Genomic DNA, 26463 nt, shown 5'->3' with positions numbered 1-26463 from the left:
CAACACCACATTGATGTCACGCAAAGCGACAAAACGTTACCGGGAAAGGCTCAGTGGCCGCAGGGACGATCGAGTTGGGCTTTGGCGCAGCCGGGTCGTTGTAGAAGTCCCTTCTAGCCACGGTGTGGCACGCTCCCCTCCACCGGCACGGAGCCGGAGTACACGCGGTCGAAGCTGCTCATGTAATGGTCGAACAGCCGACCGCCCGGGATCCGCTGTAGGTGGATCACCGGGCTCTGAGCGGCCGGAGCTCCGAACACATGGGTGTTCGCGAGCAGGACGTCATCGAAGCGGTAGATGGAGCTGTAGAGCGTCGTGCCGTGCAGGTGGATGTGAACCCCCGGCACCCCGATGGCATCTTGCAGGTGGGTCAGACTGAGGCGGACACGCGCCGACACCCCGCCGAACACCCCCTCTTCGGCGCCCCTCGCGGCCACCGCCTCCGAGTCAGGATCACCGAGGAGCACGCGGACACGCACTCCGTTCTCCGCCTTGCGGATGAGCCGCTTGGCGAGATCAGGTGTGCCGTCGGTCAGGAACAGCCCGGCGTAGACCAGCACATCGACACAGTCCTTCGCCTGGTCGAGTAGCACCGCGCAGAGGTCCAACGGGACAGCGCCCCGGTGTGGGTACAGGGTGACGAACTCGGCGCGGCTCGCCGAGTCCTGGCGCGCGTCATCAACGAGGGCAGGCCAGAGGTACGCCGCATCTTCCTTGAGCAGTGCCGCGGCTTCGAGAGCCGTTCGTCGGCGCGGTGTCCTGCCCTTCGAGAGCCAGCGCTCCGCCGTCTTGTGATCAACGCCTACCGCTTCAGCCAGGCTCGCAGGATCCATCCGTCTACTCGCCAGGGCGGCGCTCAGACGCTCATTTCGCATACCGGCTCCGCAGGGACGCAACGGGACGCCTTGCCGGGCGCCGTGACATCCCCAAGCGTCCCATGCGGGCGGTAGCAGTGTCCTCCGTACTGCGTGACGCTCGTGTGGCGTTCCGTCCGGGCAGCTATCCCCAGCATCGGCCCCCGGGCGGGGCGCCTACTGGCACCGGGCGCGCTTCAGCTACGGGCGGGCGTGCCCGGTGCCCTCGACCAACAGGAGGCGGGCGGATGGGTGTGACCAGGGGGCCGGAAGGGATACGACCGTGACCAAGCAGCGGACCCGCCGGGCGGACGCGGCTGAGACCGCGGACGATGCGGCTCCCCCAGATCCGACGTATCCGGTGCAGCTCCCGGCTATGCCGGGCGTCACCGTGCACTACTCGAAGATCATCGGCCGGCACACGGCGGTCACCGACCAGGGGATCACCGCATCGGCACTAACAGCGGCTCTCGCCCGCTACCTACCTGGCGATGTCCCACTGGTCGAGACGGTTACGCACGTCGGTGCCGCGATGCTGATCTTTCAGGGAGCGCCCGACCCGCGGGAGAGCGACGCCCCGGGGGATGGCGAGGCGACGTGATGGTGATCGTCGACTTCGCCAACCCTGACCGGGCAACCGCGCATGTGACGGTGGACGAGACTGAACCCGGGTTCGATCCGGTGGCCATCGCTCGCCGGTTGCGCGAGGCCATCCCCCACGCGAGCAGAGCCCGACTGTTCCGGCCCGGCGGTTCCATCGATACGGACCGGGAGGGGGCTCCGACCCCCGGGGAGGTCCTGGAAGACGTCGTTAACCGTCTGCTTGCCAGTAGGCGTGTGGTTCGCCCGGCGAATGACGACGCCGCCCAAGCCGGATCAGGCTGCCAGCGCTTCCACAGAGGCAAGGGAGACCCCGGTACCGACACGCCGGAGCTTGCCTGACGAGGGAGCGCAGTAGCGGCGCACGGTCCCGATGGACAGGCCGAGCCTGGCGGCAGCGTCAGCGAAGCTGACGACCGAATCAGGGGCCTGATCGACAGGGGCGTCCCTGCTGACGACATCGTCGCCCTGGTGATCGGGCGCGGCCGGTGCGACGAACACGGGTGACGCCAGGGTGACGGCGACGTCGGTCGGGCTGATGCCGCTGATGGCCACGGTCGGGGCGCCGAACATCTCGCGGACGATGTCCGCCCGGGTAGCCGGACGGCCGGATCCGAGTTCGTAGCAGAGCCGGACCATGACCGCAGCGCGCCGGGTCGGGGTGAGTCGAGTGGGGATCATCTGGTCACCTCCAAGTCGCCAAGCGCCACCAGACGCAACGCCAAGGCGTAGCGGACTGCGACGTCCGCGAACGGCTCACCCGCCAGGACCAGCCGCAGCGCGGCGTGCAACGCGCCGACCGCCGCCGCGTAGTCGTCGCGGCTAGCGAAGTCGGCCCGTGCCGTGGCGATGTCCTGCTCAGTCGGCGCGTATCCGGGCGGGATCGGCGGCAGCCAACTCGGATCAGCCGCCGCGGTGGGTGTGAGGGTCATGACTGCGCACCCGCAATCGACCGAGCCATGGCCCGCACAGCAGACGGGACCGCGAACCGTCCCAGTTGCTCCCTGGCGGCATCAACCGCCCACGCTGGCGGTTCGGGGGGGTAGGGCCGACAGGTCCAGCCGTGGTGACGGCTTCAGCCGGTTCGTCGGTGCGGTCGACGGTCTCTGCCAGGGCTGCATCTTCGGTGTTGATGATGATCTCTTCGGAGCGCAGACGCGCGACAGGATGTTCTTGCGGGGAGAAGAACCACCAGGGAGGCTGCCGGCAGGCCGGACCCTTTCCGAACCATGATCGGTACCAGTCGGCACGCTCTGGGTCCGGCTGTCCGGACGCTCCTTCTCGGCGAACAGGAGACGGTAGACAGCGTTCCTGCCTCGCCGTGCCCGTTCAGCCAGAGCCACCAGGCCGCGGGAGACGAGACGGGAAATCGTGACGGACAGTTGTGATCGACCCAGACCGGTACGTGCCGTCAGGACCTTGTGACCAGGTGAGCACGAGTCACGGCCGGACCGGCAATCCTCCGCCAGGGCGAGCAGCACGACGCGTTCCTGTGGGGTGAGTTCGCCGGGGAGCAGATCCCACGCGGCCAACTGATGTCCGAGGCTCATCGGCTAACCGCCACGGCCGGCTCCGCCGCATCGGGACGCACGAGCCCGACACCGCGGATGAGGCCATCAGAGACACGCATCATGTCCTGGTGGTGGAACGGGCACACGCGGGCCCGACCACCTTCTCGATCCTCCACGATCACCACGGCCGGGGCCTGGCAGCCGAGGATGGCTTCGCAGACGATGTTGGCTCCGGCCGCATCCGGCCGTGCGACAATGACAGACACGGGGTGACCTCCTGGGGTCGCTTCGAGGCCCCGGGGTCAGTGTTCGCAGCACCGCCCGGAGCCGTAAATTGCAGTCGGGGAATTTTCTAGATCAAAAACGGCTTCGGCTTCTCGCCTGGTCAGGCCGACTTCCCGATCTTCTTGTCGAGAGCCGCAACTGCCTCCGCTCCCATTTCGGGGAGGTAGTGGATATAGATCTCTCGCGTCAAGCGGTCGGACGAGTGACCCAGCAGCTTCTGAATGATCTTTGGGTCGATCTTCTCGCTGAACAGCAGCGTCGCGAAGGTGTGGCGAAGATCGTGGAGACGGACCACCGGTAGCCCGTAGCGCCGACATGCGGTCTGGAAGCGGTTGTAGATCACTGCCGGGGAGTACCGCTCGCCGAGCTCGTTCACGAAGACGTAGATCGGGGAGCCGTAGCCGTGCTTCAGGCCCTCGATCCGCTGGCGCTTCCGGTGCTCAGTGAGCAAGGTCACGACGACGCCGGACATCGGAATTGATCGCCGCAATGTCCCCTTCGGCTCCCTGTCTACGATCTTGGTCCCCGACTCGGTGTGCACGTACGCGCGCTGGTTCACCACGTGGATCAGGCGGGCATCAAGGTCGACATCGCGCCACCGCAGCCCGGCCAGCTCACCGCGGCGAAGGCCACCCATCATCGCCACGATCCACGCCAGGCCGAGCCGCTCCGCCGCGAACAGGTCGGTTCCCCGGTGCACCTCTGCGGCACTCCAGGGGGTGAACTCCTTGTGCTTGAACGCCGGAGGCTTGATCTTGATCATCGGGTGAATGGGGAACAGGTCGAGCTCGACCGCAAGACCAAGCATCGAGCGCAACACCTTGTGCACCTGCGCCGTGGTCGACGCGGACAGTGGCCTGCCCTCCCGACACCGGGTAACGTCCCCCCGCTCTGCGCGGGCGCGGTTGCGGTGGCAGCAGGACCGGTGCATGCCCTCTGTCCGGAGGAAGCGGTAGTGAACCTTCAGCCGGTCGGCGACGTCGCCGAGCCTGACGGTGCCGAGCCAGGGGATGACGTAGGTCTCGACGGTGTACTGGTACTTCGCGATCCGCTCGTCAGGTATCTCGTCCCGCTGATGTTCGGCCCACGCCTCCACGAACTCGGCGAGCGTCATCCGCCCACTGAAGTCGATCTTCCAGGCGCGGATCTCCCGCAGCCGCCGGTCCATCGCCTCAAGGGCCTCGCCTTTGGTCCGGAAGTTGACCCCGCGCGGCGAACTGCGGCCCTTCTCGCGGCGCCGACGACCATCGGGGGTCAAGCTCGCCGGGATGTTGATCTGGTAGAACCAGTGCTTCTTGATCTTGTCGTAGTAGGCATCGCTCGTGATGCGGCCCGTGGCCACGTGCACTCCCATGGCAGAACGCCGGATGTCGTCCGGTGCGTGGCGTCGGTGTGACGCAAGCTGCCGCTCAATGCCACGGGGAGCGCAGACGACTCTACCTGATCTCCCGTGGCGCCAAGTTGGCGTCAGAACTGGCGCCAAAGCGGGTCGAAGCACCTGCGACGGGGACGCGTTCCCGTCGCTGGCACGCAGGTTCCGCCCGGCAGTGCCCACGATCCACGTTCTACGGCGCGTAGAATCCGGCGGGTGCGACGACAGATGCAGACGGTTTATGCGCGTCGCGGCGGCGCTCGGCGGGGCAGGGTCACCGCCGCGGTCGGCGTCGTCGCCGCGATCCTGCCGGCGCTGCTGCTGGCTCTGGCGGCACCCGCCGCGGCGCACTCCCGGCTCGTGGCCACCACGCCGGCCGCGGACAGCGTGCTGCCCACCGCGCCGGGTGAGATCACCCTGAGCTTCAACGAGTCCGTCTCGTCCCGCTACACCCACCTCGCCGTGACCCGCACCGACGGCACCAGCGTGGTCATCGGCGCCACGGTGGTCGAGGGCGCCACCGTGCATCAACCGCTCTCCGCGCTGGCCGACGGACGCTACACGGTCTCCTACCAGGCCGTGTCCGAGGACGGCCATCCGGTCGGGGGGACGTTCGCGTTCACCGTCGCGGGACGGGCGAGCCCGCAGGCCGCCGATGCCGGCGCCGCGCCATCGGCCGGGAGCGGCGTTCCCGGCGTCGGCGCGGCCACCGCGGCGCCCGCCACGACCACGCCCAGCACGGGGACCGCGGCAGTCCCCGGCAGGTCCGCCTCGACCGCGACCGCCGCCGGCGCGCACGATGGGGACGGCGGGGGTATCGGCTGGGCCCTGTTCGTCGTGATCGCCGCCGTCGTCGTCCTCGCCGTCGGCGGCCTGATCGTCACCCTGATCCTGCGCCGTCGTCAACCCGGAGCGCGCTGACCATGGACTCTTCCTCCTCGGCGGGCACGCCCACCTCGGCCGACTCCCCTGGCTCCCCGGAGGTCCTCCCATCGGGGGGCGTCTCTCCGGCGCCGACGTCCGCCCGGCCGACATCGGCCCGGCCACCGGGCGCGGTCGCCCGCGCGCTGCCCGTCGCGGTGCTGGCCGGGTGCGCCGTGCTGGCTCTGGTCGTCGGCTTCGGCCCGGGTCCGCTCCGGCTGCCAGGGCTGCCCTCGGCCGGCGAAGGTACCTACTGGGCGTTGCCGTTCGCCCGGCTGGTGGGTCGGATCGCCTCGGTCGCCACGCTCGGCTGGCTGCTCGCCGCCGCGGTCCTGCTGCCGGCGCGGCGCACCCCCGCGCGCCGCGGCCATGAGCCGCCCGGTGCGGACGAGCCGTCCGGTACGGATGCGACGACAGCGCGCGCAGACGGCGCGACGACCCGCGCAGGCGGCGCGCGGACGGCCACGCGGGCAGCCGCCCTGCCGGACCGCGCGGCCGGGTCCCGCCAGCCGACCGCGCGCCGCTGCGGGCGGTACGCGGCCGACGCCGCGGTGGTGTGGGTGCTCGCCACGCTCGCGGAGCTGGTGTTCACCCTGTCCGACGTCTCCGCGAAGCCGGCCGGGGACGTGCTCGACCTGCGCGCGCTGCGGTCGTTCGTCGCCTCGACCGAGCAGGGCCGCGCCCTGATCACCGTCGCGGTGCTCGCCGCCGTGGTGGCGATCGTCGGCCGCACGGTGACGACGACGACCGCGGCCGGTGCGCTGCTCGCCGTCGCCGCCATCGGACTGCTGCCGCCGGTCTTCGCCGGACACGCCGCCACCTCCGGTGACCACGCGATCGCAGTGGTGACGCTCGCCGTGCACATCCTCGCCGCGTCGGCGTGGGTGGGCGGGCTGCTCGGCCTGCTGTCCGCCGTGCGGCTGCCCGCCGGTTCCTTCGGCCCGGCGCTGCGGCGCCACAGCCGGTTCGCCGCCGGCGCGGCGGCCGTCACCGCGGTCAGCGGGATCGGTGGGGCCGCGCTGCGCCTCGGCGGCCTGGCGCCGCTGTGGGAGACCCGTTACGGCCTGCTCGTCACGCTCAAGGCGGTGGGCCTGATCGCCGCGGTCGTGCTCGGCGGCCTGCTGCGCCGCCGGGTCGTCGCCCGGCTCGCCGCGACCACGCCGACGGCGGCGGCCACCCCGACGGCAGCGACCACAGCGGCGGCGGAGGCGGTCGGTCGGTTCCTTCGCCTGGCGGGCGTGGAGCTGACGGTACTGACGGCCACTCTGGGCCTGGCCGTGGGGCTGTCGCGCACGGCGCCGCCGGTGAACGACGCCCTCGTGCCCGCCGACCCGACCCGGGCGCTGCTCGGCTACCCGATGCCGCCGCCGGTGAGCGCCGCCCGGTTGGCCGCCGACTGGCGGATCGACTGGGTGTTCCTCGCCGCGTCGGTGGTCGCCGCCGGCCTGTACCTCGCCGGGGTGCGCCGGCTGCACGTCCGGGGCGCCCGCTGGCCGGTCGGGCGCACCATCGCCTGGCTGTGCGGTCTGGCCGTCGTCGTCTTCGCCACCTCCAGCGGGCTCGGGCGCTACGGGCCCGTCCTGCTCAGCGTGCACATGACCCAGCACATGCTGCTGAGCATGCTCGCGCCGATCCCCCTCGTTCTCGGCGCTCCAACGACCCTGGCGCTGCGGGCGATGCGCCCCGCGCAGGCCCCGCACCGCAGCGGGCCGCGGGAATGGCTGGTGGCGCTGCTGCATTCCTGGCCGGTGCGGGTGCTGACCCATCCGGCGCTGGTGACGGTGAACTTCGTCGGCAGTCTGTACGTGCTGTACCTGACGTCGCTGCTGACCACGCTGATGCACAACCACCTCGGCCACCTGTACATGAACGTGCATTTTCTCGCGGTCGGCGTGCTGTTCTTCGAGCTGCTCATCGGAATCGACCCGCTGCCGCGGCGGCTGCCGCATCCGGGGCGGATCCTGATGCTGATATCCGTCGTACCTTTCCACACCTTCCTCGGCCTGGCGATCATGGCCGAATCGTCGCTGCTCGGGGCCGACTGGTACGGCCGGCTGGTGCGGCCCTGGGGGGTCAGCCCGCTCAGCGACCAGCGCACCGCCGGCGCGATCGTCTGGTCGTTCGGGGAGCTGCCGACGTTCGTCGTGCTCATCGTGCTGTCCATCCAGTGGTCGCGGCTGGACGAGCGGCGCACCCGGAACCGGGAGCGCCGAATCGCCGCCGCCGGTGACGTCGACGCCGAACTCGACGCCTACAACGCCTACCTCGCCGGTCTCGCCGACGGCCCACCCCGGCGCCGTACCGCGGCGGCGACCGGCCCGGCAGTCACAACCGGCGTGCTGACCGGCAGCGGGCCGGTGGGACCGATCATGCCTCCCACGCCCCGCCGGGCAGCGGACGACGATATCGCCTTCGGCGGGCGCGCATCGGCCGGCGACGACGACTGAAAGCGATTACCTGGCGTCACTTCGACCGGCCTTCGCCACCGTCATGCAGTCCGCCGATTTGCGCCGACGGAATATCGATCGAAAAGTATAATCAACCTCCTGAGAAGGTGCGAGTTATTCTCGCTCAAGGGTGGGTCCTGATGTGATGTCTTCGCCATCTACGCGGCGCGTGCGGGCATTCCTCGTTACGATCTCTCAGGCGAACTGAAATCTGTCGCCATCCACACCTGCCGTCGCGCGGCGGCCGCGACGGAGGAGCAGCCAGGTGTCACAACCGCCCCGTGAGCCTGGCCCATTCCGCCGCCGAGCAGCGCAGAAGCCGGAACGTGTGGTCGCGGTGGGGAAAGGGCCGGGCGCGGCGGTCAGGCCGGCTCCGGCCCGGCACGCACGGGGCGGAGCGTGACGGGTTCGCCGTGTTCCTGCGGGCGGAGACCACCCGCGGGCTGCTGCTCGTCGGCACGACGGTGGCCGCCCTGATCTGGGCGAACGCCGCGCCCGGCGCCTACCACGCGGCGTGGTCCGCCCCGGCCGGTCTCGGACCGCCCTGGCTACACCTCGATCACCTGCGCGTCACCGACTGGGTCGCCGACGGCCTGCTCGCCGTCTTCTTCTTCGTCGTCGGCCTCGAACTCAAACAGGAACTCACCATCGGCGGCCTCGCCGACCGGCGCAGCGCCGCACTGCCCGTCGCCGCCGCCGCCGGCGGCATGATCACACCCGCGTTGATCTGCCTCGCTCTCACCCACAGCACCCCGGGCGCCGGGCGGGCCTGGGCCATCCCCGTCGCCACCGACATCGCCTTCGCCCTCGGCGCCTTCGCCCTCGGCGTCCTCTCCCCCGCCGGCCCCCGCGTACCCGCCGGGCTACGCACCGTCCTGCTCGGCCTCGCCGTCGCCGACGACCTCGGCGGCATCCTGCTCATTGCCATCGGCTTCAGCGACGGCATCACCCCCGGCTGGCTCGCCGCCACCGCCCTCCTGCTCGCCGCCGTCGCCCTCGCCCACCGGCAGCGATGGAACTCACCGCTGCTGCACGTCCCGCTCGCCGCGGCCACCTGGGTCAGCATGCACGCCGCCGGCATCCACGCCACCGTCGCCGGCGTCGCCCTCGGCCTGCTCGTCCCGGTCCGCCCGCGCCCCGGCGAACGCGAACCGCCCGCCACCCGACTCGAACGGCACCTGAGCCCGATCTCCGCCGCCGTAATCGTCCCCGTGTTCGCGCTGTCCGCGACCGGGGTCTCCCTCGCCCCTCTGCCCTGCTCCACGTCGCCACCGACCCGATCAGCCGGGGGGTGGCCGTCGGGCTGGTCGCCGGCAAGTTCCTCGGCGTCCCCGCCGGCGCCTGGCTCGCCGTGCACCTCGGCGCCGCCCGCCTGCCCGACGGCGTCCGCTGGCGCCACCTGATCCCCCTCGGCCTACTCGCCGGGATCGGCTACACCGTCAGCCTGCTCATCGCCCGCCTCGCCCTACGCGACTCGGACACCGTCGAGGGCGCCTCCACCGCGATCCTCACCGCGTCGATCGTGGCCAGCGCCCTCGCCGTCGTCGCCCTGCGTTCCCCGCTCGTCGCCGGGGACGATCGCGGCACCTGCAAGTCGCGCACGCGAGGCGGCCCGGACGCCGTCCGAGACGTGGTAGTCCCCGGCCGGAAGGCCCAGGTCAGGCCGGCGCGCCGGCCCTCCCCCCACCCGCGGTGGCCTCACCCCGAGCCACAAATTCGCCGTCGCCCTCCGGCCCCACGCCCGGCGCGGCGGGTTCGGCGCCGGACGCGGGCGGTGCCGCCGCCGGTGCCGGTGCCGGCAGCGCCGGCAGGGTCCGCACGTTGCTCTGCGACGCCGAGGGACGCCGCGCCGCGGCCAGCTCGTCCCGGGAGGCCGCGACGGCCAGGTGGCGCCGCGTCAGCAACCAGACGAGTTCGAGCAGCATCCCCGAGCCCGCCGCGATGCCCACCCCGGTCCACGGGCCGGTCGTCCCCACCAGCGACAGCTGGAAGAACTCCTGGCCGAACGGGATCACCAGGACCAGCACGAACGCGACCGCCATGGTCAGCACCAGGGCGAGGCGCCACCACGTGTAGGGGCGGGCGACGATCGCCAGCACCCACAGCGCGATCAGGAACAGCGTCAGGGTCGCCATCGACGTCTCGGCGTCCAGATCGTCGTAGATCGACCGCGCCACCAGGTAGGACGCCATCGTCGCCGCCGCGGCGATGATCCCGGCGGGCAGCGCGAAGCGCAGCACCCGGCCGACGAAGTCCGGCCGGGCCCGCTCGGTGTTCGGGGCGAGCGCGAGGAAGAACGCCGGGATACCGATCGTCAGCGAGCTGAGCAACGTCAGGTGCCGCGGCAGGAACGGATAGGGCACCCGGGTGACGACGACCAGAATCGCGAGCAGCACCGAGTAGACGGTTTTCGTCAGGAACAGGTTCGCGACGCGTTCGATGTTGCTGATGACGCGGCGCCCCTCGCCGACGACGGACGGCAGCGTCGCGAAGCTGTTGTCGAGCAGAACGATCTGGGCGACGCTGCGGGCCGCCTGGCTGCCCGAACCCATCGCGACACCGATGTCGGCGTCCTTGAGGGCGAGGACGTCGTTGACGCCGTCGCCGGTCATCGCGACCGTGTGGCCGCGCGCCTGCAGGGCGGCGACCATCGCCCGCTTCTGCTGCGGGGCCACCCGTCCGAAGATCGAATGGGTTTCCAGGGCGTCGGCGAGACCGACAGGGTCTGTCGGCAGCGTCCTCCCGTCCACCGGCGAGTCGGCGCCGGGTAGGCCCAGGGAGCGGGCGACCGCGCCGACGGACAGCGCGTTGTCCCCGGAGATCACCTTCGCCGCGACATTCTGCTCGGCGAAGTAGCGCAGGGTGTCCGCCGCGTCGGCCCGCAGCCGCTGGGCGATCACGACGAGCGCGACCGGCACCACGGAGGCCGGGACGCTCGCCGGTTCGGCCAGCGCGCCGTCGAGCGGGGCGGTGAACCGGCCGAGCAGCAGCACCCGCAGGCCGCGCGCGCCGAAGCCGTCAACCTCGGTGAGCACCGGGTGACCGGCGGGCAGCAGCACGTCGGGCGCGCCGAGCAGCCAGGTGGCGACGCTGCCGGCCGGGTCGGCCACCGTCGCGCCGCTCCACCCGCGGGCCGAGGAGAACGGGGCGTCCGCCCGCACCGCCCAGCCCGCCGGCGCCGGGTACGCGTCGATGATCGCCAGCATGCTGGGGTTCGGCCGGGCGTCGGTGGTGCCGAGCACGCCGAGCACCTGCCGGGCCACGTCGGCCGCGGAACCGATCGCGGTTGCGGAACCGATCGCGGTTGCGGCGTCCGCGTCGACGATGCGCAGCTCGGCGACGTCCATCGCCGCCTCGGTGAGGGTGCCGGTCTTGTCGAGGCAGACGACGTCGACGCGGGCCAGCCCCTCGATCGCCAGCAGTTCCTGGACGAGGCACTGGCGGCGCCCCAGACGCACCACCCCGACCGCGAAGGCCACCGAGGTGAGCAGCACGAGTCCCTCGGGCACCATCGGCACCAGACCGGCGACCATCCGGCGGATCGCCTCGGACAGGTCGTCGTCGTTGACGTAAAGCTGGCTGATGATCAACGCGACGCCGGTCGGGATGATCATCCAGGTCACGACCCGGAGGATCGTGCTGATGCCGGCGCGCAGCTCGGAGTGCACCAGGGTGAACCGGCTGGCCTCCTCTGCGAGCTGCGCGGCGTAGGCCTCGCGGCCCACCCGGGTCGCCCGGAAGGCGCCCACGCCCGCGACCACGAAGCTGCCGGACATGACCTGGTCGCCGGGCTGCTTGTGCACCGGGTCGGCCTCGCCGGTCAGCAGTGACTCATCGACCTCCAGATGTTCGGCCTCGGCGACGACCCCGTCGACGCCGATCCGGTCGCCCGGCCCGAGCTCGATGACGTCGTCAAGGACGATCTCGGAGGCGGCGAGCTGCGCCGCGACCCCGTCGCGGCGCACCAGCGGCCGGGACTCCCCGACCACCGCCAGCTGGTCCAGGGTGCGCTTGGCGCGCAGCTCCTGGAAGAATCCCACCAGGGTGTTCGCGACGAACACACCGCCGAACAGGGCGTCCTGAAACGGGCCGACGATCACCATGAACACCAGCAGGACGCCGATGATCGCGTTGATCCGGGTGAAGACGTTGGCGCGGACGATCTCGCCGAGGCTCCGGCTGGAGCGCAGCGGCACGTCGTTCACGCGGCCGTCGGCGATCCGCTCGGCGACCTCGGCAGCCGTCAGCCCGGCGGCGGGCCCGGCCGCCGAGACGGGGAAACCGGACGGCCGCGTTCCCGCGACCCCTGGCCGATCCATTGCGTCCTCCGTGCTCCGTCGCGGCCGCCATCAGGGGCTCGGCGGCGTCGGGCATCGCCTGCTGGGCCCGGGATCCGGCGGACGGCCGGCGCGCGTTCCGTACGCCGCATGGGCCGCATGCCCACCGTAGTTGACGCGTCTGCGACGAGTTCGCCCGCGGGTCGTCAGTCGGCCGGTGCGCCCGCGTCCGCGCTGATCGCGCCCCCGGCGAGCAACGCCAGCAACAGCAGCCCCAGCGCGACCCGGTACAGCACGAACGGCGCGAAACTGCGGGTCGAGATGTAGCGCAGGAACCAGGCGATGGCCGCGTAGCCGGTGGCGAACGCCACGATCGTGGCGAGAATCGTCGGCCCCCACGACACCTCGGCACCGTCGCCGTCGATCGACTTCAGCTCGAACACGCCGGAGGCGAGCACCGCGGGCATCGCGAGCAGGAACGAGTAGCGCGCGGCCGCCTCGCGGGTGTAGCCGAGCAGCAGCCCGCCGCTGATCGTCGCCCCGGACCGGGACACCCCCGGGATCAGCGCGGCCGACTGCGCCAGCCCGTAGAGCACACCGTCGCGCACCGACAGGTCGGGCAGGGTCTTACGTGGCCGCGGCAGCGAGTGCCGCCCGCGCGGGCGGCCCTTCGAGGCGTACCAGTCCGCACCGCCGAGGATCAGACCAAGCACGATCAGCGTCGTCGCGATCAGACGCAGATCGCGAAACGGGCCCTCGACGGCATCCTGGAACGTGACGCCGAGCAGGCCGATGGGGATCGTGCCGAGGATGACCAGCCAGCCGACGCGGGCGTCGGTGTCCTTGCGCATCTCCCGGCGGGTCCACGACAGCGCCCAGGCCCGCACGATCCGCGCGATGTCCTTGCGGAAGTAGATCAGCACCGCCGTCTCGGTGCCGATCTGGGTGACCGCGGTGAACGCGGCGCCGGGATCGTCCCAGCCGGCCAGCGCGGCGGTGATCCGCAGGTGCGCGCTGGAGGAGACGGGAAGAAACTCGGTCAACCCCTGCACCAGTCCGAGGACCGTGCCCTCGAAGAAGTTCATCGGCGCCGGCCGGCGGAACCCGAGCGCACGGCGGCCCCCCTGCCGGTCGGCAGGTCACCTGCCCGTCGGGTCCGATCTGGTCGCGTCATCGGTGTGCACCCCTCCACGCGCCTCACGCTAGCGGAGCGCGGAGCACACCCGGATAGCGGGCCTAACCCGACCGTGCGCCGGGCGGCAGGGCGGGACTGTGGTGGCTTGCCGCCCGCCAGGCCGCGAGGGTGGCCACGCCGGCAGCGCCCAGCGCGATGCTCCAACCGACCGGCCCGACCGGGCGGGACCCGAACAGCGCGCTGAGCACCGGCGTCTGCACCAGCACGGCAAGCACGACCACGCTGGCGATCGCCGTCGTAATGACCAGTGGATCCCGGCCCGCAAGGGCCAGGGTCTGGCCCAGCTGGGCCCCGACGAGCGCGAGCAACGCGACGGTCGAGGCGCGCCGCCGGGTGCCGGTGAGCCGGCAGAGCAGCCACGCGGCGCTCGCCGCGCCCGCGGTCGCCCCGCCGCGGATCAGCAGGATGCGTCGCAGCGGGCCGGTGAGCCAGTCGGTCGCCGCGACCCCGCCACGACGGACCCCCCCGGGGTCCGGCCGGGCCGGTCCCGCTGTGCGCCCGCCCGGTCTCCCCACCTGACCGGGCGGTGTCATCGTCGGCGCGGACGGCGGGAGCCCCCCCCTGCGGTGCACGCCCCCGGACGGCGAGGGCCATCGCCGGGGCCATGTCGGTCAGCAGGTTGACGAGTAGCAGCTGGCGCGGATTCAACGGCGCCGTCCCCCCGAGCGCCGTTGCGAGCACGGTGAACGTGACCTCCCCAGCGTTGCCGCCGACCAGCACCGACACCGCATCGGTCACCGCCTGCCACATGCTCGTGCCCTCTTCGAGGGCGTCGACCAGGCGGGTGACGTCGGCGTCGGTGAGCAGGAGGTCGGCGGCGCCGGTGGCCGCCGCCGACCCATGGCCGCGCACGGCGACACCGACGTCGGCGGCGCGGATGGCCGCGGCGTCGTTCGTGCCGTCCCCGGTCATGGCCACCACGTGACCGCGCCGGCGCAACGCGAGGACGAGGCGCACCTTCTGCTCGGGAGAGATGCGCGCGAACACCGTCGCCTCCTCGACTCGGCGCGCGTACTCCTCGTCACCGAGCGCCGCGAGCTCCGCGCCGGTGACGACGTGGTCAGCCCCCGGGACACCGAGCTCGGCGGCGATCGCACCCCCGGTCACCGGGTGGTCCCCGGTCACGACGAGCACCCGGATCCCGGCCTCGGCCAGCCGTCGCACAGCCGGAGCGGCCGATGGCCGGGGCGTGTCGGCCAGGCCGAGGAAGCCGACAAGCTCCAACGTGCGGAGCCGATCTGCCCCGATCGGGCTCCCCTGGTTCGCTCGGGGGTGCGCGCCCACGCGCCGCCCCCGGTCGGGTGAGGCCTGGTTCGGCCCGGTCTGGTCCGGCGCGGTCTGGTCCGCACGGGCGACGGCGAGGACTCGTAGCCCCCGCCTGGCCAGGTCCTCGGCGACCAGCACCGCCTCCCGCCGCCGGCCGGATCCCAGCCGGCATCGGTCGAGCAGCACCTCAGGGGCGCCCTTGACGGCGAGCACCTCCGTCCCGCCCGGGCCACGCAGCAGCGTGGCCGCGTATCCACGCGCGGTCTCGAACGGCATCTCCGCCAGGCGTCGCCCCAGCGCAGGGAGCCCGTGGGCGGCATCGAGCACCGCCCGATCGGTGGCATACGGCGCCGGCCCACCCGGCGCCGGACTGGCCGCGGCCGCGATCCGGTGCACCGCCGCCGCGGCCGGATCCGACGCGGGGACCCGCCGCCACCGGGCGGCAGGCCCACCCGCGGCACCGTTCGCCCGCCCGCGCGCGGCAGCAGAGCGGACGACGACGTCACGCAGCACCAGCCGCCCCTCGGTGAGGGTGCCGGTCTTGTCGAAGCACACGGTGTCGACGCGACCGAGGGCCTCGACGGTGCGGGAGGAGCGGACGAGCACGCCGAGCCTGGCCAGCCGGCGCGCCGACGCCATCTGCGCGACCGTGGCGACTAGTGGAAGCCCCTCGGGTACCGCGGCCACCGCGACGGCCACCCCGGCGTTGGCGGCGGCCCGCAACGACGTGCCACGCAGCCAGGACAGGCCGGCCACGACGATCCCGCTGACCGCGGTGAGCGGGATCGCGAGCCGGGTCAGATCGGCGAGCCGGGCCTGCACGCCTTGCGGCAACCCGTGGCCGACCGCCACCTGCCCCGCCCGACCGGCCTCGGTCGCCGTGCCGACAGCGACCACCACCGCCCGACCGGACCCGGCAAGCACGGTCGTCCCCTCGTAGAGCATGTTGTGCCGCTCGGTGAGCGCGGCGCCCGGCGTCGGGGCGGTGTCCTTGACGACGGGCACCGATTCCCCGGTGAGGGAGGATTCGTCGACCTCCAGGGACTCGGCGTGGACCAGTCGGGCGTCCGCGGGCACCACGTCGGCGGCACGCACCTCGACGAGGTCGCCCATGCGCAGGTCGACGGCGTCGACAAGCCGGGTGTCCGTCGTCGTCACCACCCGGGCCAGCGGGGTGTGCCGGGCCATCAGCCGCCGCATCACCGCCTCGGCCCTGGCCCGCTGCGCCCCGCTGACCACGGCGTTGGCGACCGACACGCCCGCGACGAGCGCCGCGTCGACCGTCGACCCGAGCACCGCGCTCGCGACGGCCCCGACGAACAGCACCGGGATCAGCGGATCGCTCAGGTCCGAGAGCAGCGCGACGGTGAACCCACGGGCCGCGGACGCCATCGAGCCGACGGCGCGTCCGGCGGTCGGGGCGGCGATTTCGGCGGTGCGGGCGCCGGCCGGTTCCGCCGGTTCCTGCGGGACGGCGGCCAGCCGGCGTCGCACAGCGTCCGCCGGCAGGGCATGCCAGTCGGTGTGCCACGCAGGCGCGGGAGGGCTGCGCCGGTCGGCGCGGCTCGCGCTGAGCGCGCCGAGCGCCATCGCGCCGAGCGCGGCGGCGTTGACCGGCGCGGCGCGCACGAGCGCCGCGGGCCGGATCAGCCCCGCCCGGCGGCCCTGGCCCGCACCGGTGTCGTCGCGTCCCAGCCCGGCGATGGTGGTGAGGACGGCCAGGGCCGACGCGGAGTGGGCGAGGGTCACCGACCGGCTGCTGACCGACGCGGCGACCGGTGGGAGTTGCAGGATCCGCCAGGCATCGACCAGACCGTCCGCACAGATCAGATCAGCCGACCAGGGCGGGCGGGCCCCCGGGGTGTCCACCCCGATGCCCACATCCGCGCTGAACAGCGCGTCGGCGTCCCCGGCGGCGACCGCCGGCGCCTCCGGGCGCGCACCCCCGGCCACGACGGCAACCATCCGGCCAGTCGCCTGCAGCCGCCAGACCTCGGTGTCCACAGCCGTGCCCGCGGGCAGCACGGTGTCGACGAGTGCGGCGAGCTCGACCGTGCTGGCGTGGGCGGTGAGCACGACGGTGCCGCACGCCCGGGCGGCGCGCAGGAGTGCCTCGGCGAACCCGTCGAGTTCGGCGCCGACGACGGCGTGCGCCCGGCGGCGGCCGACGCGGAGCTCGACGGGTAGCCCGGATGGGTGCAGCGCCGATCGTGGCCCTTCTGCGTGCACCGCCACCACCCGTTCGGCCCCCTGCCGCGCGACGACGTCGCCCGGTTGGAACACCCGCCGAGGGTCCACCTCGTCGAGCAGGCGATCCGCCCGCGACCAGGTGGCCGCGTCGGCGGCGGCCAGCACCCGCATCCGCTCCCCCAGCAGCACCTGCGCGCAGACAACGACGGCGTCGATCCGATCGAACCGGCGCAGGCAGCGGGCGTCGAGGGTCACCACGTCCCGAGCGGACAGCCGGCGGGCCGCCGTGGCCGCGAAAACCTCCCGGCCCAGCCGGGCGGCCCGCGGCACGGTCGCCAGCACCAGCTCGCCGCCGACGCGCGGGGAGCCGGTCGCGAGCAGGCTGGCGGCGCCGACGGCGGCCATCCGCTCGGCGCTCCGCTCGATCGGGCCGGCGGGAACGGGGCGGGGCCGGTGCTCCCGCGCGCGTGCGCCGATCTCGCCGGGTAGTCGCGACGGGCCAGGCAAGGCTCCGGACGGCTGCCCCGGCACCGGCGGATCCCCACCACCAGCCAGCGCCGCGGCGGCCCGCAGCTCCGCCGCGCCACCCGAGGTCCGCGCGGCAGCCGGTTCGGACGGGACAGCCGACGAGCCGGGAACCTGGTCCGCGCGGGCGGTACGGCGCAGGAGGTCGGGTTGGCGGCGGATGAACGCCGCCCGTTCGGCGAGCAGCTCGCCGACGACCGCCGCCCGGTGGGCCACGCCGACGACGAAGATGTCCGGGCTCTGGGTCAGGGCACCCGCGCCTGCGCCGAGCAGGCCGATCGTCAGATCGGCGCCTTGCTGGCCAAGGCGGCGTTCCACCGCCCGCCGGACCCACGGCTGGTGATCCACGAGCGCCACCACCGCGTCCGCCGCACGGGGCACGGCCGGCACCCGGCAGACCCGGGCCGCCACGGCGACGCCGAGTGCCGCGGTGTCCACGCCGAGTCCGATCATCGCGGCGATCACCGCCCCCGGATCCCCCGGGTGCGCGGCGTGCCCAGGCAGCGTCGCCCGGCCGTCACCGGCTCGAGGCGCGGCGTCGGCGACGTCGGCCGCAGGACCGACCTCGGCGCCGGCACCCGGCTGTCCCGCGTCATCCCCCTCGCTCCCGGCGCCGGTCCGGGCGTGCCCGGCGTCCGGGCCCCGCTCGCCGACCACGCCTTCGCGCTGGGTTGCCTCCACCGCGGCGACGGCGTCGACCAGCTCCGCCACGTACACGCGATCGGAGTCGAAGCTGATGAGCACCCGTCCCAGGCCCTCGTCGACCTGGGCCCAGTCGACGCCGTCCAATCGGTGCAGCGCGGCGACGACCGCGCGGTGCAGGCGACGGCAGGCGTCGGCGAAGGCCGGATCCGGCTGGGTGCCCTCGGGCCACCGCGGATGAAGCTCGATGTGCGCGTCGCCGTCCCGACTCCACACCCGCCGTGGTCGCCGGTCCGGGCGGGTCAGCTCGATGTTCAGCGTCCGGACGAGCATCACCGCCGCGGACCTCGCCGCGGCTGGGCCGGGCAGCCTCACGTGCGGCGGGCTATCACCGCGGTCGAGCGACGCCACCGCCGCGAAAGCCGTTCTGACCACGACCCTCGTGACCACGCCCCTCGTGACCACGCTCACGGTGGCCATTTCCGTTGTGATCGGTGCCGCCGGACAGGCCGCCGAGGCCGTGTTCGGCATGCCGGAATCGCCGCCACAGCCCACGCGGCCCGAGGCCGGTGGGCAGCTCCGCGCTGATCTCGACCTCGGCCTCGCCCGTCCGCGCGGCAGTGGCCTGCGGTCCCATCGCATGCCCGGCCACGTAGGTGCCGGCCGCGATGGCCAGCGCCACCGGCCACTCGATCAGTTCGACCACCGCGAGGGTGCCCAGCCCCAGGTAGTAGGCGGTGCGTCCCGGGGCGGGCAGGCTCAACGGCCCCAACCGGACCTGGCTACCGGGCGCGGCCGGTGGGGAGACCTCGAAGCGGGCGGTGACGAAGGGCAGGCGCAGCGTCGCCGTACGCGCCTCGGTCGATGTGCCCGCGGGACGGCGCGTCTGCGCCGCACCCCCCGACGGGGTGGAGGTCACCCGAACGGCGGAGGAGGCCGTGACCCGGCTGCCGCCGTCCCGGCGGGCGGTGCCCCGCCCCGACGCTGACCTGCCGCCGGGTGCGGTCGACGCCGAGACCGAGGTGCCGCGCCCGGACTCCACGCGGGTCGACGTCGCCCGGCTGGCGGAGCCCGCCTGGGCGGCTCCTGCCCGCGCGGCGGTCGAGCGGGTGCCGGCGGCCCGCGCCGTGGTCCCGATGGCCGCCCCGGCGGCCGATTCCGCCGGCGTCGCCGCAGTGGCGGATCGGCGGACGGAGGCTGTTCGCGTTGTTCCCGCCCGGGTGGAGCTGGCGCGCGCGGAGGTGGACCCCGCCGCGGCCGCCCCCGTGGCGGTGGACCTGCTCGATGAAGGCCTCGCCGGAGACGCCGAGCCCGCCGTGCGGGGCCCGGTCGCGGTCTTCGCATTCGTAGGCCGCGCCGCTCCCGCCTTCGTGGCGGCGGCCCTGCCGGTGCCAGCTTTGGCGGCGGCCTTCGCGGTGGACGTCCTGGACCCGCCGGACCCCGACGCGGTGGACCCCGACGCGGTGGACCCCGACGCGGTGGATCGGGCACCCGAGACGCCTGCCCCGGTCGTGCCGGGGGATGCGCTGGTCGAGCTGGCCTGTGGCGCGGACGACCCCGCAGATGCCGGGCCCGGCTGCGAGCTCCCGTCGCCCGGCGCGGCATCGCCGGCGGGCGATCCCGAGGGCTGCACGGCGCTCGGGCTGGCCGAAGCCCCGGCGATGGTGCTCTCACGCGTACCAGCGCTGCTCGGCCCGGCGCCGTTCCTGGAGCTCGTGCTTGCCATGGAGCGCTTCCTCCCCGTCAACCAGCCGGCCGTCAGCTCCGAAGAGTCATCGGACTGCGTCGATGGGTGCACAGCCTCGCAGCTTCGGTGCCACAGCGCTACCGCTCAGCGCAATGATGTGGCTACTTTCTGTCGCGACACGCGTGGACGGATCGCCAACGGGAGCTATGGCCGGCCGGCCGTCAGATCGCCTGGAAACCGGTCGCAAGCAGCCCGAGCGCCTCGTCGAGGAGTGCGACCAGGTCCGCGCCCTCCGCTCGCAGCCACTGCTCGTACGCGGCGACCGAGACCCCGAGATGCGTCGCCGCGACCGCCTGCGGCGCCAGGGCGTCCACTGGTTGACCGGCCCGGCGGGCGACGAATTCGGCGATGACGCCGCGCCAGCTTGCGTAGCGCAGCGTCGAGTGTGCCTGCAGGGCAGGGGTGCGCAGGATGAGCGTCATCCGGCGGCGTAGCCAGTCGCCCTCCGCGGGCGGATAGGTGTTGAAGTCGAGAATCGCCCGACGCAGGACGGCAAGCATCGGTTCGCCCGCCGTCGCGGCCGCCAGCGAGGCACGCATGACCTCGAGCTGGCCGTCGAAGTCACCCCAGGGGACATCGTTCTTGGAGGCGAAGTAGCGGAAGAAGGTACGCCGCCCGATCCCGGCCGCGCGGGCGATGTCGTCGACGGTGGTCTCCTCGAAACCCCGCTTGGTGAACATCTGCAGGGCGAGGTGCTCGAGCTCTGCCGCGCTGGTGGCGGGCCGGCGGCCGGTGCGTCGACCGTCGACACCCGTGGTCACAACGACGGGCACCACTCGCCCCTCACCCCACTTCACTTTCGACACCGAGTGCCACTAATGTCCAAGGCGGCGGTCGGCGGGCGGCCGGCCCGCATCGCCGGCATGCCGGTCCTACGGCCTCTGCCTGACCCAGACGACCACCATCACCGTAGAGGAGATCCATGCGGCCCGCGGAAGCGGCGGGTGCGCCGCCCGTTCGAGCGGTGGTGACGGCCACCCGGTTGAGCCAGCCGATCGTGCTGCGCGCCGGATTGCACGCGCCTTCCCGGGTCCTGTTCGGACCGCATGAGACCAACCTGGCCCGGGGGCGGGCGTTGTCCGAGCGGCACGTCGCCTACTACGAGCGGCGGGCGGCGGGCGGAGCCGGCATGATCGTCACCGAGACCGCCTCGGTCACCTCCGATGACTGGCCCTACGAACGGACCCCGCTCGCCGCCGACTGTGGGCCCGGTTGGGCGGCCCTGGCTCAGGCGGTCCGCCCGCACGGGACCGTGGTGCTCGCCGGCCTGGGCCACGCCGGCGGGCAGGGGTCGAGCGCGTGGTCGCAGCAGCCGCTGTGGGCTCCCTCCCCGGTGGCCGACGTGGTGAGCCGGGAGGTACCCGCCGAACTGGACCAGACCACCATCGCGGGCATCGTCGCGGGCTTCGCAGCCGGGGCCGACCGGGCGATGACGGCCGGGCTCGACGGGGTGGAGATCGACGCCGGGGTGTTCTCCCTGCTGCGGCAGTTCCACTCGGGACTGACGAACCGGCGCGCCGACGGCTACGGCCAGGACCGGCTCCGCCTCACCCGCGAGGTCCTCGCGGCGGTCCGTGCGACCATCGGCGACGCGCGGATCCTCGGTCTTCGGTTGTGCTGCGATAAGCTGGCGCCCTGGGCAGGCGTCACCCCGCAGCAGGCGGCCGGCCAGGTGGCCGCGCTCGCCGACCTCGTCGACCTGCTTGTCGTGGTCCGAGGCGGCCCGTTCGCGACGGGCGCGTACCGGCCCGACGCGGCCACCCCACCCGCCTTCAACACCGATCTCGCCCGCCGGATGCGCCGCGCCGCCGGTGGCCGGGTGCCCGTCGTGCTGCAGGGCAGTGTCGTGGACGTCGCCGACGCCGAACGAGCCCTCGGCACCGCGGCCGCGGACGTGGTGGAGATGACGCGCGCGCTGATCGCGGAGCCGGACCTGGTGGCACTGGTCCGCGCGGGCCAGGGTCATCGCGTGCGTCCCTGCGTGCTGTGCAATCAGGCCTGCCAGGTCCGGGATGTCCGCAACCCGCTGGTGAGCTGCATCGGCGAACCCGCCAGCGGCCACGAGACCGTCGAACCCCCACTGCACGGGCAGGCCGCGGCGCAGGTGGACGTCCTCGTCGTCGGCGGCGGCCCGGCCGGGCTGGAAGGCCGCGCGCGTGCTGGCCACCCGCGGGCACCGGGTCCGGCTGGCCGAGCGCACCGCCCGGCTGGGCGGGACGCTGCGGATCGCGGCCCGGGGGGCCGGGCGCGATCGGCTGGCTCGGCTGACCGACTGGTGGGCGGCCGAGTGTCACCGGCTCGGGGTACGGATCTGTCTGAACACCGACATCGGCACCGAGGAGATCGACCGGCACCGGGCAGCTGGCCACGCCGTGCTGCTCGCCACCGGTTCGGTCCCGGCGCCACCCGCCGCTCGGACCGACCTGCCCGCTCCCTGCGCCACGGCGACGATCCAGGTCCTCGACGTGGTCGACGTCCTGACGGCGGGGGCGGCGGACCTTCCTGCGGGGGCCGTGGTCGTTCATGACCCGCTTGGGGGACCCGTGGGGGTGGCGACCGCGCAGTGGCTGGCCGAGCTCGGCCGCCCGGTCACGATCGTCACGGCCGACCCGGTAGTCGGCGCCCGCCTGGCCGCCGGCGATCTCGCGCCCGCGAACGTGCGACTGGCCCGCGCCGGGGTCCACCGCCGGACGCGGTCCCGGATACGCGAGATCGGTCCGGACGGGCTCGTGCTGGCGGACGTGTGGACAGCCGAGCGGCAGACCCTCGCCTGTACCGCCGTCATCGACTGCGGTCCCCGGCTGCCGCGAGACACGCTGCACAGCCGCCGCCCGCAGCTGCCTCGGGCGGGGGACACGATTGCGCCGCGGACCGTCCTGCAGGCCGTCCTGGAAGGCCGTCACCGAGCGCTGGAGATCGGCGCCGGCCAGCCCGACTCCCCCTGGGCGGGCCATGACATCCCCGGCCCCGGCCCCGGCCAGGGTCGACCGGCAGGTAAGGAGGATGCCCCGAACGGGCCGCGGCGATCCGCACCCGCCCGGCCGGGCGACGCGGGGACGAGTGAACCGCCAGGGCTGTTCACCCCGCGACAGATCGGGCCGCTGATATTGCCCAACCGGATCGTGTTCTGCGCGCACCTGACCAACTACGCCGACGAGGGTCTGCCGAACGCGCGCCACGCCGCCTACTACGCCGCCCGGGCGGCCGGTGGAACAGGGCTGGTCATCACCGAGGAGCTCACCACCCATCCGGGCGACCGCCCCTACGAGAAGATGATCCGCGGTTTCGATCCGGCGGTGGTCCCCGGTCTGCGGCGGATCGCCGACGCGGTCCACGCGCACGGGGTGCTGGTCCTCGCCCAGCTCAACCACAACGGCGGGCAGTCCTCCTCGATCTACACCCGGCTGCCCGTGTGGGCGCCGAGCGCGGTGGCGGACCCGATGTTCCGTGAGGTCCCCAAGGCAATGACGGAGGCCGAGATCGCCGAGGTGGTCGCCGGTTTCACCCGGGCAGCCACGCACGCCGCGGCGGGCGGCTTCGACGGCGTCGAGGTGCAGTGTTCGCACAGCTCCCTGATCCGCGGATTCCTGGCGCCGACCACGAACCGGCGCACCGACCGTTACGGCGGCCCGCTCGCGAACCGGGCTCGGCTGCTACTGGAGATCATCGATGCGGTGCGGGCGGCGATCGGGCCCGGCCGGGTCCTGGGGGTGCGGCTCTGCGGCGACGACGGGATCGAGGGGGGCATCACCCTCGACGAGGCGGTCGCGGTCGCGGCGATGGTCGACGCCACCGGCTTGGTCGACTACCTCAACACGGCCATCGGCGTGGCCACCTCGACGCTGCCGCTGATCGTGCCGAGCATGCAGGTCCGCCCGGGCTACGCGGCGCACATCGCCGCGGCGATCAGGGCCGCGGTCGACCTGCCGGTCGTCGCCGTCGGCAGGTTCACCGACCTGGCGCAGGCCGAACTGGTCCTGGCCGCCGGCCAGGCCGATCTCGTCGGGGTGGTCCGCGGCCAGATCGCCGACCCTGCCTTCGCCGCGGCAGCCCGAACGGGCGCTCGGAGCGAGGACGGCCGGGGCGAAGGCGGCACCTGTGTGGCCTGCAACCAGGAGTGCGTGGGCCGGACGGGCCGCAACCGCTGGCTGGGCTGCCTGGTCAACCCGAGGGCGGGCCGGGAGGCGGTGATGCTGGCACCGCCGCGCCGACGCGGGCGGCGGGTGTACGTCGTGGGGGGCGGCCCGGGTGGCCTGCGGGCCGCCGTCATCGCGGCCGGGCGCGGCCACCGCGTCACCGTCGTCGAGCGTGGCGACCGGCTCGGCGGCCAGGTGCTGCTCGCCTCTCGGCTGCCGGGCCGGGGCGGGCTACGCACACTGGTCGACGATCTCGCCGCCCGCCTGGGCGGGCTCGGCGTCGAGGTGCTGCTGGGCACCGTCGCCGACACCGACCTGCTGCGCGCCGGCGAACCCGACGCCGTCGTCCTGGCCACCGGGGCCCGGCCGGTCCGGCCCGGCTGGGCGGGTGAAGATCCACGGATCGTCGGTGTGCGGGAGGTTCTGAGCGGCGCGGCCCGCCCGCACGGGCGGGTGCTTGTGGTGGACGCCACCGGCTTCCACCAGGCCCCCTCGGTGGCGGAGCTGCTCGCCGCCCGCGGCGCCGACGTGACGGTGATCAGTGACGCGATGGTCGTCGGCCAGGATCTCGGTCTCACCCTGGATCTGGAGCGGTGGAACCGACGCGCGGCCGCCCTGGGCATCCGGCAGGCCGGCGACCTCGTCGTGACGGGCTCCGAACCGTCCGGTGCGCCAGGTGACCGCGGGCAGACCGGTGACGCCAGCGGGCTGACGGTGAACGTGACGCACCATCCCACCGGGGCGATGCGGCACCACACGGTGGACTGGGTCGTGCACACCGAACCTCCCCGAGCGCACGACGCGCTGTGGTCCGCGCTGCGGGCGGATGCCCCGTTCGAGCTACACCGAATCGGTGACTGCCTGGCCCCACGGCGCGCGCACGCCGCCATCCTCGAGGGCGACCGGGTCGGCGTCCTGCTCTGAGTCGCCCGAGGCTGCGCGGAACCACACCCCACCGCCAGAGCCTGACAATCTTGATGTTCATGTTCCACGGAACCGGGGCAGGCGTCCCTGCGGATCACCTGCCCGAGTCGACGCCGGGCAGACGTCAGCCTGGCGAGCGCGGAGCCGCGCCGCTCGTCCGCACGGCATCGGCCCGCCGCGGTGTCGACTCACCCCGGCGGCGGGCCAACCACCGCCGGCCGCCCGCGTGCAGACCGCGTAGCGCCCGGCGGACAGCGGGGACCTGGATGGCGCGGTGCACCTGGTAGCGCCATGGCGGCTGAGGGCCGTGGCGTCCCGCCATCGCGTAGGCAAACGACACCGCGCCCGGGTCGCCGCCGTCACCGGCGCCATCACCGACGCCTTGGTCGACGTCGTGGTCGAGATAACAGTCCGCCTGCTCGAACCAGGCCATGCTGGTCCGCGCCGCCGCCTGCACCGGATGCAGCGCCCTGCGGCCCCGGACGTCGAACGACCGCAGCGCGGCGGTCAGATCGTCGCCGTTGTCGTGGAGGATCTGGGCGAGCATGACCGCGTCGACGATCGCCAACGCCGTCCCGGACCCCAGGGTGAAGTGGGTCGTGTGGGCGGCGTCGCCGAGCAGCACGACGTTGTCGTGGTACCAGCGCTCGTTGGTGATCTCGGTGAAACGCTGCCAGCGCGCGGTCGTGCCGCGGCACTGGCTGATGAGCGCATGGCCGTCCAACGGCTCGGCGAAGATCTTCTCCAGCTCCCGCAGCGTGTCCACGTCACCACGCTCGTCGAAGCCGAGCCCCTCCCAGGTCCGCCGGGTGCTTTCCACGATGCACGTGCTCAGGCCCGCGCTGGACGGGTAGGCGTGGCACCAGATCCAACCCGCCGGGGTCCGCTCGAAGGCGAAGGCGAAACTGTCGAGAATCCGGTCCGTCCCCAACCAGATGTAGGGGTTGCTGCCGGTCGTGGCACTGGTCCCGAACGCGTCGCCGGCCGCCTGACGCACCCGGCTGTTCGCGCCGTCGGCGGCCACGATCAGGTCGGCGTCGGCATACGGATGCAGATCGTCGACTTCGTGGCGGTATTCCACGCTGACCCCGAGCTCGATGGCGCGCCGCGCGAGGATCTCGAGCAGCGCCGCCCGCTGCATGCTGAAACCGTATCCGGCGAGGTGGGCCGCGCCCGCCCCCGCGACGCTGATGCGCTGCTCCTGCCAGAGGGTGGACTGTGCCCGGATGTCGCGCGCGCTGGGCGGGTCGTTACGGAAGAAGACGTCCAGCAGGTTGTCCCAGTAGACGACCCCCCAGCCGTAGGTGGCTCCCGGCGGGTCACGTTCGATCACCGTGACGTCGTGAGCTGGATTGCGCAGCTTCGTTGAGATCGCGAAGTAGAACCCTGCCGGTCCACCGCCGACGCAGACGATCCGCATGCCACTCCCCCTGCTCCCCGTCTCCCCCGGCTCCGCCAGGCTCCCGCGGCTCGGCCGGGACCCCGGCGGCGCGGCGCAACGAACGAAGGGGCGGCGACGGCCGCACGACTTCGCCGGCTCGCCACTACCCCGTTCGCTGCTGGGAGATCCC

The 26463-nt window shown here is 73.3% G+C and carries 15 protein-coding genes and 3 pseudogenes; 7 read left to right on the top strand and 11 right to left on the bottom strand.

All coding sequences use genetic code 11. The features are described from left to right. Positions 1 to 113: 113 nt before the first annotated feature. Positions 114 to 875 carry an XRE family transcriptional regulator gene (locus G6R25_RS26040; protein WP_235947234.1) on the bottom strand — a complete coding sequence of 254 codons (762 nt, stop codon included), beginning with the start codon at positions 873 to 875 and terminating at the stop codon, positions 114 to 116. Positions 876 to 1137: 262 nt separating this feature from the next. Between G6R25_RS26040 and G6R25_RS02795 the strand changes: the two genes are divergently transcribed. Continuing rightward, positions 1138 to 1455: a hypothetical protein gene (locus tag G6R25_RS02795; RefSeq protein WP_163551555.1), complete on the top strand. Its 318-nt coding sequence runs from the start codon at positions 1138 to 1140 to the stop codon at positions 1453 to 1455. 275 nt (positions 1456 to 1730) lie between these two features. On the opposite strand, the gene G6R25_RS24905 is transcribed toward G6R25_RS02795, so the two are convergent. The 3 genes from G6R25_RS24905 to G6R25_RS02780 form a co-directional block, all read right to left on the bottom strand. Further along, entirely contained in the window at positions 1731 to 2135 is a 405-nt protein-coding gene (locus tag G6R25_RS24905) for a hypothetical protein (protein ID WP_205446814.1), read from the bottom strand. Beyond that, positions 2132 to 2386, bottom strand: a complete 255-nt coding sequence (locus G6R25_RS02785) for a hypothetical protein (RefSeq protein WP_163551554.1) — start codon at positions 2384 to 2386, stop codon at positions 2132 to 2134. The genes G6R25_RS24905 and G6R25_RS02785 overlap by 4 nt, the downstream gene beginning before the upstream one ends. Positions 2387 to 3350: 964 nt before the next feature. Continuing rightward, positions 3351 to 4604 carry a tyrosine-type recombinase/integrase gene (locus G6R25_RS02780; protein ID WP_163551552.1) on the bottom strand — a complete coding sequence of 418 codons (1254 nt, stop codon included), beginning with the start codon at positions 4602 to 4604 and terminating at the stop codon, positions 3351 to 3353. Positions 4605 to 4850: 246 nt separating this feature from the next. On the opposite strand from G6R25_RS02780, the gene G6R25_RS02775 reads away from it, so the two are divergent. The 4 genes and pseudogenes from G6R25_RS02775 to G6R25_RS28640 form a co-directional block, all read left to right on the top strand. Next, the gene (locus G6R25_RS02775; RefSeq protein WP_163551550.1) at positions 4851 to 5543 is read left to right on the top strand and encodes a copper resistance CopC family protein; all 693 of its coding nucleotides are present in this window, start codon (positions 4851 to 4853) and stop codon (positions 5541 to 5543) included. 2 nt (positions 5544 to 5545) lie between these two features. After that, a complete protein-coding gene (locus G6R25_RS02770) occupies positions 5546 to 7990 on the top strand; it encodes a bifunctional copper resistance protein CopD/cytochrome c oxidase assembly protein (RefSeq protein ID WP_163551549.1) in 2445 nt (814 codons plus the stop codon). Positions 7991 to 8271: 281 nt separating this feature from the next. Continuing rightward, entirely contained in the window at positions 8272 to 9393 is a 1122-nt protein-coding gene (locus G6R25_RS02765; RefSeq protein ID WP_336500426.1) for a Na+/H+ antiporter NhaA, read from the top strand. Further along, positions 9309 to 9482: pseudogene (locus G6R25_RS28640) on the top strand (Na+/H+ antiporter NhaA); the annotation flags it as partial. The gene G6R25_RS02765 and the pseudogene G6R25_RS28640, both read left to right, overlap by 85 nt. Positions 9483 to 9648: 166 nt before the next feature. On the opposite strand, the gene G6R25_RS02760 reads toward G6R25_RS28640, so the two are convergent. From G6R25_RS02760 to mftR, 6 genes and pseudogenes are all read right to left on the bottom strand, one after another. Then, positions 9649 to 12309, bottom strand: coding sequence for an HAD-IC family P-type ATPase (locus tag G6R25_RS02760; RefSeq protein WP_163551547.1), 2661 nt, complete (start codon positions 12307 to 12309; stop codon positions 9649 to 9651). Positions 12310 to 12473: 164 nt separating this feature from the next. Then, positions 12474 to 13352, bottom strand: coding sequence for an undecaprenyl-diphosphate phosphatase (locus G6R25_RS02755; RefSeq protein ID WP_163551546.1), 879 nt, complete (start codon positions 13350 to 13352; stop codon positions 12474 to 12476). 151 nt (positions 13353 to 13503) lie between these two features. Then, complete coding sequence (locus G6R25_RS26035; RefSeq protein ID WP_235947240.1) at positions 13504 to 13995, bottom strand: cation transporting ATPase C-terminal domain-containing protein; 492 nt, start codon at positions 13993 to 13995, stop codon at positions 13504 to 13506. A 190-nt stretch (positions 13996 to 14185) separates the two neighbouring features. Continuing rightward, positions 14186 to 15928, bottom strand: a pseudogene (locus G6R25_RS26030) (HAD-IC family P-type ATPase); the annotation flags it as partial. A gap of 2545 nt (positions 15929 to 18473) precedes the next feature. After that, the gene (locus G6R25_RS02745) at positions 18474 to 19127 is read right to left on the bottom strand and encodes a hypothetical protein (RefSeq protein WP_235947231.1); all 654 of its coding nucleotides are present in this window, start codon (positions 19125 to 19127) and stop codon (positions 18474 to 18476) included. 866 nt (positions 19128 to 19993) lie between these two features. Continuing rightward, positions 19994 to 20605 (bottom strand): mycofactocin system transcriptional regulator, encoded by a 612-nt coding sequence (mftR, locus tag G6R25_RS02740; protein WP_235947229.1) that lies wholly within the window; start codon positions 20603 to 20605, stop codon positions 19994 to 19996. Between the two features lie 149 nt (positions 20606 to 20754). Here mftR and G6R25_RS31210 point away from each other — a divergent pair. Both G6R25_RS31210 and G6R25_RS24900 read left to right on the top strand, forming a co-directional pair. After that, positions 20755 to 21921, top strand: a pseudogene (locus tag G6R25_RS31210) (mycofactocin system FadH/OYE family oxidoreductase 1); the annotation flags it as partial. A gap of 67 nt (positions 21922 to 21988) precedes the next feature. Further along, on the top strand, positions 21989 to 24892 hold the full coding sequence (locus tag G6R25_RS24900) for a mycofactocin system FadH/OYE family oxidoreductase 2 (protein WP_235947237.1): 2904 nt from the start codon (positions 21989 to 21991) through the stop codon (positions 24890 to 24892). A gap of 124 nt (positions 24893 to 25016) precedes the next feature. On the opposite strand, the gene G6R25_RS02725 is transcribed toward G6R25_RS24900, so the two are convergent. Further along, positions 25017 to 26312: an FAD-dependent monooxygenase gene (locus G6R25_RS02725; protein ID WP_163551544.1), complete on the bottom strand. Its 1296-nt coding sequence runs from the start codon at positions 26310 to 26312 to the stop codon at positions 25017 to 25019. Positions 26313 to 26463: the final 151 nt, after the last annotated feature.

The sequence above is a fragment of the Candidatus Frankia alpina genome (genome assembly GCF_902806485.1).
GTDB classification, from domain to species: Bacteria; Actinomycetota; Actinomycetes; order Frankiales; family Frankiaceae; genus Frankia; species Frankia alpina.
This window is presented reverse-complemented; position numbering and strand designations above follow the sequence as displayed.